Here is a 14,051-nt window from a genome sequence, read left to right as displayed (position 1 = left end):
GTATGCGTTGGACTACTTTAAGGGGACTTAAAAAATTGTCGATGCAAGCGATGCTTACTTTCGCTGCCATTAATTTAAAGAAGATGGCCAATTGGACATGGCAAGGTCCAAAAATGGCCTAACAGAGTGGGCTCGTAGAGCCCCAATATCTTAACCTTGGACCAAAATTCAAAGGGAATTTCAAAAGGGGTTCGGAATTTTATAATTCCGAACCCCTTTTGTCTACAAACTGAAAGGCTGATTCCAATTGGAATCAGCCTTTATTTTTATTGCAACTTTTCAATGACTTTTTTAGCAATATCTTCATAAATTCTGCCTAATCTATGGTCTGCTGCGTAAATAGAAGGTGCAAAATCTTCTTCGTTCCAATCTGGCTGTTGCAAAGGAAGCTGCCCTAAGACTTCTGTACGTAGTTCATCTGCAAGCTTCGCACCGCCGCCTTTACCGAATACATATTCTTTTTCACCTGTCGTTTTACTCTCGAAGAACGACATGTTTTCAATGACACCAATGACTTCATGTTCAGTCTTGATGGCCATCGCGCCCGCTCTTGCTGCAACAAAGGCTGCAGTTGGATGCGGTGTCGTTACGATAATTTCCTTACACGAAGGAAGCATTGTATGCACGTCCAACGCAACATCGCCTGTACCCGGTGGTAAATCAAGGACTAAATAATCTAACTCTCCCCATTCTACCTCGTTAAAGAAACTGTTCAGCATCTTTCCTAGCATTGGCCCTCTCCAGATAATAGGCGCGTTATCTTCTACAAAGAAGCCCATTGAGATAACCTGAACACCAAAACGTTCCACAGGAATAATTTTCTCCCCACGCACCACCGGCCTTTTTGTAATCCCCATCATATCTGGTACGCTAAAACCATAAATATCAGCGTCCACAAGTCCAACCTTTTTACCAAGTCGTGCAAGTGAAGTAGCAAAGTTCACTGAAATCGTTGATTTACCAACTCCCCCCTTACCACTAGCAATCGCAATGAATTGCGTCTTGCTATTCGGTCCAAGTAAACCTTGATCCACTTCATCTTGTGGTATATTATCACGATGCTTGGATAACTCTTCTTCAGAAAGTTCTGTGAAACGAATCCCTACAGATTCTGCCCCGCCTTCTTTCAGCAAGTTTACCACTTCCGTTTGCATTTGCATTTGCTCGGCAGTCCCTGTTTTTGCGATGGCAAGCTTAACGCTTACATGATTTTTTTCAGGCTTTATTTTCACTTCAATGATTCCATTTGTTTCTTCAAGGCTTTTATGTAGAAAAGGGTCTTTAAGATCCTTTAATAAATTCAGTACTTTTTCTTCAGTTAACAAGTCGAGCACCCCTTTGAATTCGTTTTATTTTCCCATTTAAGTATACCATATCACTTAAATAAAGCTTATTATCTGCCCTTTAAGTGAGCACATGACTTTTATCTCAATAATAAAAAGGCCTTGTACCATACAAGACCCGAACTAGAGAATCACTCTTCATCTGAAAGTTTTTCCTCTGTGAAATACCGTAAAATTCCCATATAAATCGAACTTGCAATCTTTTCTTGATACCCATCACTGATAAGGCGTTCCCTTTCCTCCGTATTAGAAAGAAAGCCAATTTCAACAAGCGCCCCTGGTTTCTTCGTATAATTCATCAAATACACATTATTAATCGTTTTTGCATCTCGCTTTGTATTTTCTAGGTTTCTTATGATTTCAGTCTGAATAAACTTTGCCACCTGTTCATTTTCCTCAAACCTTTTTGTATAAAATGTTTGAGCACCTTTTGATGATGCTGACGGAAAAGAATTTAAATGAATACTTAAAAATAAATCCGCTTCTGAATCATTAATCATTTCAACCCGATTTCGCAGGTCTTCCTGTTTTCGCTGACGGATCCCTTTTGTATCCCCTTGTGCCAAATCTTCATCTTTCTCACGAGTCATAATGACAAGAGCACCCTGTTCCTGTAAATAGTCCCTAACCTTTAACGAAACAGAAAGGGCAATTTCTTTTTCCATTACCTCTTGCACATTTGCCCCGCCATCCATTCCTCCATGTCCAGCATCCAGAACGATTACCTTACCTGCCAAGGGAAGGTTCCAGGAGTCCCAAGAATCATCTTCAACAAATTTGAAAGTTACAATTAAAAAAAGGATAAACAATCCCATCGCGATTCCTGTATATTTTAACTTACTACGCATGAACGTTCTCCTTCCACTAGTCCCTTTATCTAAAAGTATGGGACAAACCATGGAATTAGAACAAAGAATGGATACTTCACTCCTTCTTAGTGCAACTTCATTTTATATCGCTTTTCACCCGTCTTAAAGCCGTCCATCCACCATTCACCTACAAACCCTTCACAGCAATAAAACAAACCTTCATTGAAAGCGTTATTTGCCGTCACTTCCCGCCAATACAAAATAAAATTAAAAAGGGTATCAATCAAAAATTTCTCTTCCCTCCAGCACCGAGCCCTTACATCATCCTCCGACTCACCATAATAGCCAAACTTACTATAGTTAGCTCCCAATAAATAGGCCTCAATGGCAACATCAAAATAGCCTTCCTCCAACACCTCCATGAAATCCTGTCCAAAGTAACGCTGAATCCTCCCCTTCATATCCTCGATTGAAAGTTCCCTAAGTAACCTTCGCTCAAACTTCAACTGCCTCTCCCTTTGCATCTCCTGTAAACCTAAAATCACAGCCATCATATCACCTCCGGGGTCAGACCCCATTTCCCAAATTATTTCCCAAGTAATATGTAGTTTTTGCGTTCTATCATGAACCATTCATTTATACAGTTGGCAATAATTAATGAGGATAGTTTTAGATATGTTTATAAACGCCAATAATATCAAAATTAACATTTGAAGACTGAAGTAGACGACTTGTACCTTAGACCTTATTTTTACGTTCTTTTGTTTAGAAGAAGCATGTAATAAGACTCCCCTTAGATTAAGGAGGTAATCCTCTACCATCTATGTTGAAAAAGGCAGGCAACACCGTCTTGGATGTAATGCCTGCCACCTTATTTTTATTAAGATTTTATAGATAGAAATATTTACTTACTTCATGTTTAAAAAAACCAGAGGTGAATTCCCGGAAATCTATTGCAGCTTGAGAGAGATAGTGAGTTTTTTTCCATGCTATCCCAATCGTTCGTTTGCAATTCGAATAGGTGATTGGAATCTGAACGGTTTTCGGCATTGATTGGCATAATAAAGACAATTGAGGCGTGAATGAAACACCCATTCCCATTATACAAGTCGGAGTATTGCTCCTGCTTCTTCTAGTTCAATTGGGGTGTAAGGTTCAAAGTCCGCTTCCCTGCAATACTCATCCGTAACGTCCCGGAATCCGTACCCTGACGTTCTGCTGATGAAGGTCTCATTTGCTGCTTCATGAAGAGCAATGGATTTTTGCTTTGCTAAGTGGTGGCTTGGTGGTACCGATAAAAAAATCTCTTCTTCTAATAAGGGCATCCATTCAATGTCGTCTCCATAAATAGGACTCATTGAAATACAAAGGCCGACTTCGACATTCTCTAGTTGTTTTTTCATCCCAGTGGATGAAGCTGAATACTGGCTAATATGTACATTAGGGTTAAGTTTCATAAATTCAACGATTAATATAGGAAGAATATGTGAAAAGTTCTAGTAGGGCTTATTCTTTACATGAATAAAAAGAAACAACAAAGCCAAGTTAGTGTAAACTAATCATAATTCTTTAGCCTTTATTACCCTTTATCCTATTGCTATTATCGATAAATTAGACATGATTTTCCGCTAAAGTAATTAAGGATTATCATCAATAATTTGTTAAGCGTAGCCTTTTGGGTTACGCTATTTTTATTACCATTAATAGCTTTCTTCTTATTATGGAGTATAACTATCCCTCCGGTAACTTGCTTCTCGGGTTGCTTCTCGAGGCTATCCCTGCCACCGCGGGTCGCTCACTGTTAGCGTCGCTAAAATTCTTTTATACGTCCCCTGTACTTCATTCATACTTTCCACTACCTAATAATAGCTTTGTATTCTAAAAGGATCTTCTACTGGTTAATAAGTAATTCCATGTTTGAAAAATCCAGCATTTACTTTTGAGTTAACATTGGAATATTTTTCTACCCAAGTATCATGATGTAAAGCCATTATATGTACCCCAACTTACATAATGTCAGAATTTTCAGTTTTCTTTGATTGCATCCATATTAACTTCATCCGTTAGAAGTTCGGATCATTTAATATTTTTCCATAGGCATCTTTTAAATAATGTTGATTCCAGCCGCCGCTTAAAAGAAGGACACAGATGCAAGCAAGATAGCAGAAGAAATTTGAATTTTTCATACTCACACAGCTCTCTGCAATTCTTTTTTTCCGTGTATGACAGAAACCAATAAAAAGATAGATGGTAAAACTTACGTCTCTTTTTAAAGCTGGAACGTGGTGCAAAGCGAATCTATGTTTCTATTAATCGTTTTCCGCAACAGAGCCGGATGAGGTCTAAGGGTGTGATACAATAAGCTTCATATTCCCCTTTAAGATAAATTCACCATATTTATACGGCAAAATAAAATGAGCTCCTTTTCTTATTGTGTAATCTTCACTGCCTTTCAACAATCTTCCTTCCCCATCGATGATGCTTACAAGCATAAACGCTTGATTTTGCTGAAATGCCGCTTCTCCATTTACATCCCATTTATTAACAGAGAAAAAGTGATTTTGTACAAACTTTGTAACTTCTACACCTTCTCGCTTTTCTATTTTAGGAGCGATATTGGTATCAATATGAGGTGCATTAATGACGCCCATTGCTTTTTCTAAATGCAGCTCACGTTTACTCCCTTGATTATCTACACGGTCATAATCATAAACTCGGTATGTTGTATCTGAGCTTTGTTGTGTTTCTAACACCAACGTCCCATTACATAAGGCATGAACGGTTCCACTTGGTACGTAGAAAAAATCACCAGGTCTAATGGTAACTTTACGTAAAAACCTCTCCCAATTTCCACTTTGAATCATTTCTCGTACTTCTTCTTTTGTTTTAGCATGATGTCCAAACACTAATTCAGCATCTTGATCACAATCAATGATGTACCAACATTCCGTTTTACCATACTCGCCATTTTCATGCTCGTTGGCATAATCATCATTTGGATGTACTTGTACAGACAATTCTTCATTCGCATCCAAAATCTTTATAAGAAGCGGAAATTTCTCACTCTTATAGTTTCCAAACAACTCATGGTGATTTTCCCATACTTCTTTTAATGATTTACCTTGAAACTTACCATTTTCAATAAGACTCAGGCCGTTTGGATGGGCAGAAATTGCCCAGCATTCTCCTGTAATTGCTGATGGGATTTCATAGCCAAAACGGTCATAAAGAGCTGTTCCACCCCAAATACGTTCTTGAAAAACCGGTTTTAAAAATAATGGTGTATCATTCATTTTTCTATTCCTTTCTTTATTAGCATAAGTAAAAGAGGATATCAATTTTGTGAAATACTCCCTATTTTCGATTCAAGAAATGAAATAAGGCTCCAATTAAGTTTGCATCGTTATCAAATTTACAAGCTTCAACCGTAATATCCAATGTAGAGATATCATCCTTCAATTGTGCCAATTCATTATTTATGCCTTCAATTACATCCGGTCGCTTGCTGATTCCCCCGCCAATTAGGATCTTGTTAGGATCTAGTACATACTTCAAATTATAGATTCCCATTGCCAGCTTCTTATATAGGTTGGCAATGCATTCATTCGCAATGGAGTCTCCTGCTTCCGCCAATCGAAATATTTCTTCTCCGTCCAACGTTCCCCTTACTAGAGATTTTCTCATTTCGACTTCTTCTACAAGTGAATTTGCCGATGCAACTTTGCTCCAAGTTGATTGTAGAGGGCTCTTACATGATTCTCCCATTATCATGTACCCAAACTCACCTCCGTGAAGGGTAGCTCCACGTAAAATAGATTGGTTAATCACAATTCCCCCGCCAATTCCTGTACCAATTACAATACAAATGTAGAAATCAGTTTCTTTCGCTGCACCTAACCAGCCTTCTGCCAAAGCCGCGCAGTTTGCATCATTTTCAACGGACACCTCCAGACCTGTTCGTTCCTTTAGTAAGCTTGTCATGTTTACTCCATGTATAAATGGAATTGCACTTGCCCCGCCAATAAACCCTGTTTCCACGTCTACGGCACCGGGCGAACTTAAAGCGATACCTTGAATTTCAAATGACTCCGAATAATGTTTAACTATTTCGGTAATGTGATCTAAAAATATATCTAATCCTTCTTTAGGAGTTGGAATCTTCCCGCACTCCAGTTTCTTTGATTTGTCATCCATTACCGCATACTTTATATAAGTTCCGCCAAAATCAAACACCATGTAAGCTTTCATTGTCATCCCCTTCACTTACTGGAACTATGCTTGCTGTGTCAACAGAGCCGCGCCGATAACACCAGCTTTTGTTCCTAACGAGGCACATTCAATATGTACCCTATTACGTAACTGTGGATATAAGTAAGCATTTACTTTTTCAAGAAGAATCGGCATTATATACTCTTTTGATTGCATGACCCCCCCGCCTAACACAATCATGTGCGGGTCAATTGTATGAACAATATTGGAGATTCCTTTTGCCAAATAAGTTAGCATGGTATCAACAATCGCTTCCGCTTCTTGCTGGCCGTTCATCGCCAAAGTAAACACTTCTCCAGCATGTCCTGTTATACCTAACTTTTCTTTTCCTAGACGATGCACAGCTGTACCGCTTGCCAAAGATTCCAAAGAGCCAATATTCAGTACATAATGCGTTGGACCATCTCGATTAACCATCATGTTGCCAACTTCACCCGCACAGAAATTAGCACCTTGAATCAACTGATTGCGATATACATATCCTCCGCCGATTCCTGTACTGATCGTCATATAAAAAACAGATTCTTTTCCTTTGCCTGCCCCAATCGTTGCTTCCGCTAAAGCAGCTGCGTTGGCATCATTATCGAGCACTACTTTTTTCTCTAAAGCTTTTTCTAACATTAGAGCTAAAGGAACCTCATCCCACCCAGGTAAATTGGGAGGGCTTAAAATAATACCTTGCTTTGAATCTAAAGGACCCGGAGCTCCGATTCCTATTGCTTCAATATTTCTTTTCTGCAACAGCCCCTCGCATATTTTAATCATGTTATCGATGACATGATGTGGTCCTTTGTCACTTTCCGTTTTTACATTGACCTCTTCTATAAGTTTGCCTTCCAATGTTACAACGGCAATTCTCAAGTTTGTTCCACCCAAATCAATGCCAAGAAGATACCTGTCCATTCCCTTCACTTCCTTCGTGATATTCTGATAGAACAAATGATTAGTAGCACTCTTCTAATAATCAAAAACCGTTGTTTTCAGATAATTCTTTGTACCATTTACCTGATTTCTTGATTGTACGCTTGAAGTTTCTATTTAAATCTACTTCTACTAGTCCGTATCGGTTCTTATATGAATTTAACCATGACCAGTTATCCATAAATGTCCATACATGATACCCTTTTACATTGGCACCTTCGTTTAGTGCTTTATGTATCCACTTTAAATGATCTTCGTAAAAGGTAATTCGATAATCATCCTGAATCATTCCACTCTCATCCTTAAAGCGTTCTTCTGCTTCAACTCCCATACCGCTTTCCGATATGAAACATTCAATATTCCCATAGTTTTCTTGGATGTTTTTTAAAATATCGTAGACACCCTTTTCATAAATCTCCCAGCCTCTGTATGGGTTCACCTTTTTCCCTGGCATGTCATAATTATCAAAGTACCGTTCTGGCATGAATGGAGCATTTGGATTTGGGATGTTTTCCTTCGCCTTAACTCTTCTTGGTTGGTAGTAATTAATCCCTAAAAGGTCAACTGTATTTTCATGGATAATATCCAAATCTTCAGTTAAATACTTAGGTATAAAGTTTTCTACCCGCAACATGTCAATTAGCTTCTCGGGAAAAGTGCCTTTGACTGATGGATCTAGAAAGGAACGGTTAAATAGCAAATCTGCTTTTTCAGCAGCATCTAAGTCAGCAGGGTGATTACTCCTTGGATATGAGGGAGTAACATTCAGTATAATTCCAATTTTTCCTCCTAGCTCTTTATCATGGTATGCCTTAATTGCTTTTGCGGAGGCTAATACAGAATGGAACCCAACTTGAACAGCCTTTCCAAAATCACAAAATGCTGGATAATGATGTCCATATAAATAACCGCATTCAACAGGTACGATTGGCTCATTATGTGTGAACCATTTCATCACACGGTCTCCAAAGTTCTCAAAACAAGTAGACGCATATTCCACATACGCATCAACTACAGAGYGGCTTTCCCAACCACCCTCTTCTTGCATAGCCATAGGCATGTCAAAATGATAGAGATTCACAAAAGGCTCAATCTCATTTTCTAGTAAGGTGTTAATGACGGTATTATAAAAGTCAATCGCCTTTGGGTTTATTTCTCCACGCCCCTTTGGAAACATGCGGGACCACGAGATAGAAAAGCGAAAACTGTTATGTCCCGTTTCTTTCATGAGCTGAATATCGTCAATAAAATTCGTATAAAACAGTGAAGTGTTATCAGGTCCAATACCCTGGTAAAAACGATTCGGTTCTGTTTCATACCAGTAGTCCCATATATTCTTCCCTTTACCATCTGCCCCTGAAAATCCTTCCATTTGTGTTGCAGATGATGCAGATCCCCACCAAAAGTCTTTCGGAAACATGTAAATATTCTTTTCTACTTCTGTACTCATTTTCAATCCGGCCTTCCCTTAAAAGACAGCAGTCGGAAAATTAAGTTTCCGACTTTGCCTCCTGAATGAGATCTATTAGTTATTTTTCTTCCACTCATCATATTGTTTTTGAATTTCTGCAAGCACTTTATCTAATCCAGCTTCTTTAAACTTCTTATTAGCCTTTGGTAGATATTCCTCGGGGTCAACACTGCCAGTTAATAGCGGAGGTGCATATTCATTCGCAACGTTTGCAATTGCTGCGATCTCTGTACGAACAGGATTTGTATCAAAATAGAAACCTAAGGTTGGTGCTTGAACAGAAGCATCATTGAATTTTTTGAACGCATCCCATTTATCTTCAGGATCATTTTCATATAACTTAAGAATGAAATGGTTTCCTAGAGAGTAACTTGGCATGTTGTAGCTTTCTACACGAGCTGGAAGGTCTTTAATTTTACCGTTATCGACCTCTTCATAATGCACACCTTCAATACCTCTATCAATTAAATTACGAAGGTATGGATCTGTATTTAATAGATTTAAGAACGCCATAGCCTTCTCTGGATGTTTGGAAGTTGCTGAGATAGCTTGAATAGACCCTGTTACAGAGTTGTTAAATGTAATCGGATCATGCATTGGTTGAACGGCTACATTATAACCTGCAGAACGAGACCATATTAATTCCGCATATGGCTGGTACATTTCTTTACGTACGAACCAGTTTTGTACTTCTAACGACCATGGATCTGTACTTGTTGCTGCATCCGCTTTTATATAACCAGCTTTATAGAATTCGTGCATTGTTTTTAACGTTTCCATCATAATATCTGATTCAAAGATATTAACTACCTTTCCTTTATCTCCTTCTAGAGGAAACGCAAACGGCAATTCATCTTCTAATACATAATCAAATGGTAAATACGGTTTGAAAGTTGCAATTGGTGTAAAGTCTGGCTCATTTTCTTTAACTGTTTGCAATAAAGGTTTTAAGTCTTCTAAAGAGTTAACACTTGAAATATCCATATTGTATTTATCGACTATATCCTTATTAAATACGTACACACTTTGCTGACCTACTTCTTTGTTAGAAGGAATACCGTAAAGCTTTCCATCAATTTTGGCCCCTTCTAAGTACGCTGGATCAATTGTTGCTTTTAATTCTTTTCCATGTGTGTCAAGAAGTTCATTTAGGTCTTTAAATGCTCCTTTTTGTGCATTTAATACATAGTTTCCACCTGCAGTATAGGCAATATCAAAAGATTCACCTGAAGCAATCATAACTTGCATTTTTTGATCATAATCGCCCCAGTCAATTTGTCTCATTTTAACGGTTGCGTTAATTTTCTCTTTCGTGTATTTACTTACTTCTTCCATTACTTTATCGACATCTTTTTGAGGTGTCCCAATCGTGTACCACGTAATTTCATAAGGTTTTTCTTCACCGGCTTTACTTCCGCTCGTTTTATCTGAATTCCCTCCACTACACGCAGCTAAAAATGTAGATAAACTTAATAAGAGTACTAGAATAATAGCTAACTTCTTATTCATTTTAACTCCCCCCTTTTATTTGTTTATTTCAAAAAGCAATTATTCCTTAACCCCACCGATTGTCAATCCACTAACAAAGTATTTTTGGAAAAATGGATATGCAATTGCTATTGGCAAAGTTGAAATAACAACCATTGCCATTTTTGCAGCATCTTGAGGTATTGCACTTAATAAATCATTTTGTATACCGCCTGCTAACGAATTTTGCCTTAAAAATTCTATGTTGTTTTCAATTTTCATCAGCATTGACTGCAGTGGCACCAAGTGCGGTTCATCAATGAACAACAGTGCATTAAACCAATCATTCCAGTAACCCAATGTACTAAAAAGGGCAATAGTTGCAAGACCTGGTAATGAAAGTGGAGCAACAATTTTGACAAAGATTCGTAATTCACTTGCTCCATCAATTCTAGCCGATTCCAAAATGGATTCAGGTACAGACCTTTGGAAAAAGGTTCTCATTATTAGAATGTAGAATGCATTCATTGCAAGTGGTAATATCAATGCCCAAATAGAGTTACGTAGATGTAAAAACTGTGTTGCTACTATATAGAAAGGAATTAGTCCTCCACTAAAAAGCATTGTAAAGAATGCAATAAAAGTAAAGAAACCGCGGTATTTGAATTGCTTTCTAGAAATAGCGTAGGCATATAAAGAAATCATTATTACACTGACAAGTGTACCAAGCACCGTTACTACAATCGTTATAGTATAAGATTGAAGTAATTGATCCTTCATTTGCCACAAGTATCGATATGCTTCAAAACTCCATATTTCAGGTAGAAGCTGATATCCATTTCGCGCTAAGGTTTTCTCATCAGTTAAAGAGATGACGATTACATATAGAAATGGAAAGATACACATTATAGAAAATGATCCTAACAAAATGTTCATTAAAAGATTAGGAAACCCATTTAGACCATGTGGTGTGTACTTTTTCTTACGCTTACTTTTTTTGTTTGGTTGATTCACTTGGTTTTGAGCATTCCCTTTATTTAATGGAGTAGGTTGAGAGCTATTTTGATTTGTTATCATTGTAATTTGCCACAAAACTGCGGCCACCCTCCATTCTCTCTCGATTTTTTAAAATAGGGCATATTCTTTATCAACCTTCTGAACAAGATAATTTGTCAGCATTACTAATGCAAATCCTACAATTGATTGGTAAAGACCAGCGGCAGTACTCATACTAATGTCCCCCATCGTCGTTATCCCTCGGTATACATAAGTATCTATAACGTTTGTTACTGAATATAACGGACCTGAATCACGAGGAACCTGAAAAAACAGACCAAAGTCTGCACTAAAAATTCTACCAACGTTTAAAATGGTTAAAATAACAATGAGCGGTGTTATCATCGGAATCGTAATATTACGAATTTGTTGCCACTTATTTGCACCATCTATCATAGCGGCTTCGTAATAGTTTTTATCAATCCCAACTATAGCTGCTAAATAAACAATACTTCCATAACCAACGCCCTTCCACATACTTGTTAGAACGATAATAACAGGCCAATATTTTGCTTCGTTATACCACGATATAGGATCTTCTACTCCAAACCATAGAAGTATATTATTAAGTAGACCTCTATCCACGCTTAGAAACGTGAATACGAAATAACTAACAACAACCCATGATAAAAAGTGTGGAAACAGCATTCCTGTTTGGTAAATTTTAGACAACCTCTTATTTGCGAGTTCACTTAGAACAATTGCTACAAACACTGCTAATATAAGCCCAACAACGATAAAGACTAAATTATATAGAACCGTATTTCTTGTAATGATCCAGGCGTCATTTGTATTAAATAAAAACTTGAAGTTTTCAAAGGCAACCCACTCACTATTTAGGATACTTGCAAAAAAACCATTCGGATCATATCGGAAATTTTTAAAGGCAATGACAGTTCCAAACATCGGAAGATATGAAAATAACAATAGCCAAATGGTTCCTGGTAAAACCATGAGGAGCCACACACGATTCTTATAAACATCTTGGAAAAAACTCTTGATACGATTCACAAAGCCCCTCCTCCCTTATATTGAAAACCCTTACATCTCTATATTAAGAAAAAGTCAAAAATGTATAAAGTTAACAATATTAAGATTTGCTGTACTTATTAAACATTCGATAGTTAATACAGCATTTTTTATCATTTTTTGATTCTTTTAAGATCAGAGATGCTCCTCAAAACAAAAAAAATCCCGAATAACGGGATATCAAGATTTGATATTCATTGTTCTCCATGCTGATGGTGTAATCCCCACCGCCTTCTTAAACTGTTTATAAAAATAAGCAGAATCCGAATAGCCAACTTGTTTTCCAATTATTCCAGCCTTTAAATGTGTCCCTCTCAACAATTGCTTTGCTTTTTCGAGTCTCAAATGATTAATATACTCAGAGAATACTAAGCCAGTTTCTTTCTGGAAAAGTTGTCCTAAGTAAATCGAATTTATATGAAATTTATAGCTTAATGTTTTCAAAGAAAGTTCCTCATAAAAATGTTCTTGAATATATTGCACCACGCTTTGAATAATAGGACTTCGATGCTCCGACTTTTGTTCCAATGTTCTAAAAATTCCTTCGATAAAATCAATAAGAATGTCAACTAAAATTCCAATTGAATAGGCCTCTAAGATTCGCTTTACAATACCTACTGTTTGTTCATTTGCATGTGACGATACATCTTTTTGGATAGACGTAACTATTTCAATAGCGAACCCTCTAATAATGGTTGGAGCAACCTTTTTAGTAGATTTATTAATCTCATCGAAGGCACCTTTGATCCACAAAAATGCCTTTTCTTGTTCTGAGCCAACAATATATCTCTTTAGATCATCCAATTCATTCGAAGTAGAAAGGCTTGCTTGCGTATACTGCTTTGTTAATTCATCTGTTATGAGTCCACTTTCTTTGAGTACTAATCGATAGCTAGATAACTCTTTTGCACGTTGATAGCTCTTATACAATTCACTTGTGGAGCAAACAAATGATCCAACATTAATATGATACTTTCCAGAAACATATCCAGCAAATAGCATGTTCAATTCATCTAGTTTTTTCTTAAGGCCATCTTCACAATTAAACGAAACTAAAAGGATAAGTTCGCCATCTGGATTAATAATACAGACAGACTGAAATAACTCCTCTACTCTTTTTCTAAAAAAGGAAGAGTTTTCATGTTCACCATCTGATATTTGCATTAAAACAACAGCTAGATTCTGACCATCGAACTCCAAACTATACAACTCTACTCTTTCACGCCATTCTTTTGCATCGATGTCTTGATTAAGACATCGCCAAATCGTATTATCTCTTAAAATAGTATAGGCTTCCTCATTATTTGTAGATTTCTCAAGCTTTTCTATACTATTTTCCAATGTTGAAATGAGTTCTTGCTCATTGACAGGCTTTAAAAGATAATTTTCGATTCCTAGCTTCATACCCTTTTTCACATATTCAAATTCTTCGTATCCAGATAAAACGATATATTTTGTATTAGGATGACGTTCTTTCAACGTACTAATTAACTCTAATCCATCCATTATGGGCATCATTATATCAGTTAATAATATATCAACATGACACGTTTCTAACTTTTTAATAGCCTCACTACCATTAGAAGCTTCACCAACAACTTTTAGTCCATAATCTTCCCAAGGTACCAACGCTCTCATGCCTTCAATAATAAATGGTTCATCATCTACTAAAAATACGTTATACAT

The 14,051-nt window shown here is 37.1% G+C and carries 14 protein-coding genes; 1 reads left to right on the top strand and 13 read right to left on the bottom strand.

What is annotated here, in order from left to right; translation table 11 throughout:
• Positions 1-122: transposase (locus AC1DUW_RS02970; protein WP_142999144.1), on the top strand; the 122-nt coding region annotated here is incomplete at its 5' end.
• Between the two features lie 144 nt (positions 123-266).
• Here AC1DUW_RS02970 and AC1DUW_RS02965 read toward each other — a convergent pair.
• From AC1DUW_RS02965 to AC1DUW_RS02905, 13 genes are all read right to left on the bottom strand, one after another.
• Positions 267-1,325, bottom strand: coding sequence for an Mrp/NBP35 family ATP-binding protein (locus AC1DUW_RS02965; RefSeq protein WP_053349029.1), 1,059 nt, complete (start codon positions 1,323-1,325; stop codon positions 267-269).
• Positions 1,326-1,474: 149 nt separating this feature from the next.
• Positions 1,475-2,191, bottom strand: coding sequence for an N-acetylmuramoyl-L-alanine amidase CwlD (cwlD, locus tag AC1DUW_RS02960; RefSeq protein ID WP_053349030.1), 717 nt, complete (start codon positions 2,189-2,191; stop codon positions 1,475-1,477).
• 86 nt (positions 2,192-2,277) lie between these two features.
• On the bottom strand, positions 2,278-2,706 hold the full coding sequence (locus AC1DUW_RS02955; RefSeq protein WP_477641950.1) for a DUF2521 family protein: 429 nt from the start codon (positions 2,704-2,706) through the stop codon (positions 2,278-2,280).
• Positions 2,707-3,252: 546 nt separating this feature from the next.
• Positions 3,253-3,636, bottom strand: coding sequence for a LysR substrate-binding domain-containing protein (locus tag AC1DUW_RS02950; RefSeq protein ID WP_477641952.1), 384 nt, complete (start codon positions 3,634-3,636; stop codon positions 3,253-3,255).
• Positions 3,637-4,215: 579 nt separating this feature from the next.
• Complete coding sequence (locus AC1DUW_RS02945; protein WP_269083777.1) at positions 4,216-4,338, bottom strand: hypothetical protein; 123 nt, start codon at positions 4,336-4,338, stop codon at positions 4,216-4,218.
• Between the two features lie 156 nt (positions 4,339-4,494).
• Entirely contained in the window at positions 4,495-5,445 is a 951-nt protein-coding gene (gene manA / locus AC1DUW_RS02940) for a mannose-6-phosphate isomerase, class I (RefSeq protein ID WP_053349033.1), read from the bottom strand.
• Positions 5,446-5,506: 61 nt separating this feature from the next.
• The gene (locus AC1DUW_RS02935; protein ID WP_053349034.1) at positions 5,507-6,400 is read right to left on the bottom strand and encodes an ROK family protein; all 894 of its coding nucleotides are present in this window, start codon (positions 6,398-6,400) and stop codon (positions 5,507-5,509) included.
• A 24-nt stretch (positions 6,401-6,424) separates the two neighbouring features.
• A complete protein-coding gene (locus AC1DUW_RS02930) occupies positions 6,425-7,324 on the bottom strand; it encodes an ROK family protein (RefSeq protein WP_053349035.1) in 900 nt (299 codons plus the stop codon).
• Between the two features lie 61 nt (positions 7,325-7,385).
• On the bottom strand, positions 7,386-8,792 hold the full coding sequence (locus tag AC1DUW_RS02925; protein WP_477641949.1) for a glycoside hydrolase family 1 protein: 1,407 nt from the start codon (positions 8,790-8,792) through the stop codon (positions 7,386-7,388).
• Positions 8,793-8,867: 75 nt separating this feature from the next.
• Positions 8,868-10,322: an ABC transporter substrate-binding protein gene (locus tag AC1DUW_RS02920; protein ID WP_477641948.1), complete on the bottom strand. Its 1,455-nt coding sequence runs from the start codon at positions 10,320-10,322 to the stop codon at positions 8,868-8,870.
• Between the two features lie 39 nt (positions 10,323-10,361).
• The gene (locus AC1DUW_RS02915) at positions 10,362-11,216 is read right to left on the bottom strand and encodes a carbohydrate ABC transporter permease (RefSeq protein WP_053349095.1); all 855 of its coding nucleotides are present in this window, start codon (positions 11,214-11,216) and stop codon (positions 10,362-10,364) included.
• 189 nt (positions 11,217-11,405) lie between these two features.
• Positions 11,406-12,290, bottom strand: coding sequence for an ABC transporter permease (locus AC1DUW_RS02910; protein WP_053349096.1), 885 nt, complete (start codon positions 12,288-12,290; stop codon positions 11,406-11,408).
• A 255-nt stretch (positions 12,291-12,545) separates the two neighbouring features.
• Positions 12,546-14,051, bottom strand: coding sequence for a response regulator transcription factor (locus tag AC1DUW_RS02905; protein WP_053349037.1), 1,506 nt, complete (start codon positions 14,049-14,051; stop codon positions 12,546-12,548).

The sequence above is a fragment of the Peribacillus sp. P4_C12 genome (assembly GCF_056402095.1).
The sequence above is the reverse complement of the archived record's forward strand: the minus strand, read 5'-3'. Positions and strand labels throughout refer to the sequence as shown.

What these genes read in the sequence shown, in the direction of transcription:
- AC1DUW_RS02935 (WP_053349034.1), bottom strand. Translation starts at nt 6,400, where the DNA reads ATGAAAGCTTACATGGTGTTTGATTTTGGCGGAACTTATATAAAGTAT.
- cwlD (WP_053349030.1), bottom strand. Translation starts at nt 2,191, where the DNA reads ATGCGTAGTAAGTTAAAATATACAGGAATCGCGATGGGATTGTTTATC.
- AC1DUW_RS02905 (WP_053349037.1), bottom strand. Translation starts at nt 14,051, where the DNA reads ATGTATAACGTATTTTTAGTAGATGATGAACCATTTATTATTGAAGGC.
- AC1DUW_RS02915 (WP_053349095.1), bottom strand. Translation starts at nt 11,216, where the DNA reads ATGAACATTTTGTTAGGATCATTTTCTATAATGTGTATCTTTCCATTT.
- AC1DUW_RS02920 (WP_477641948.1), bottom strand. Translation starts at nt 10,322, where the DNA reads ATGAATAAGAAGTTAGCTATTATTCTAGTACTCTTATTAAGTTTATCT.
- AC1DUW_RS02910 (WP_053349096.1), bottom strand. Translation starts at nt 12,290, where the DNA reads ATGGTTTTACCAGGAACCATTTGGCTATTGTTATTTTCATATCTTCCG.
- AC1DUW_RS02945 (WP_269083777.1), bottom strand. Translation starts at nt 4,338, where the DNA reads ATGAAAAATTCAAATTTCTTCTGCTATCTTGCTTGCATCTGTGTCCTT.
- AC1DUW_RS02930 (WP_053349035.1), bottom strand. Translation starts at nt 7,324, where the DNA reads ATGGACAGGTATCTTCTTGGCATTGATTTGGGTGGAACAAACTTGAGA.
- manA (WP_053349033.1), bottom strand. Translation starts at nt 5,445, where the DNA reads ATGAATGATACACCATTATTTTTAAAACCGGTTTTTCAAGAACGTATT.
- AC1DUW_RS02955 (WP_477641950.1), bottom strand. Translation starts at nt 2,706, where the DNA reads ATGATGGCTGTGATTTTAGGTTTACAGGAGATGCAAAGGGAGAGGCAG.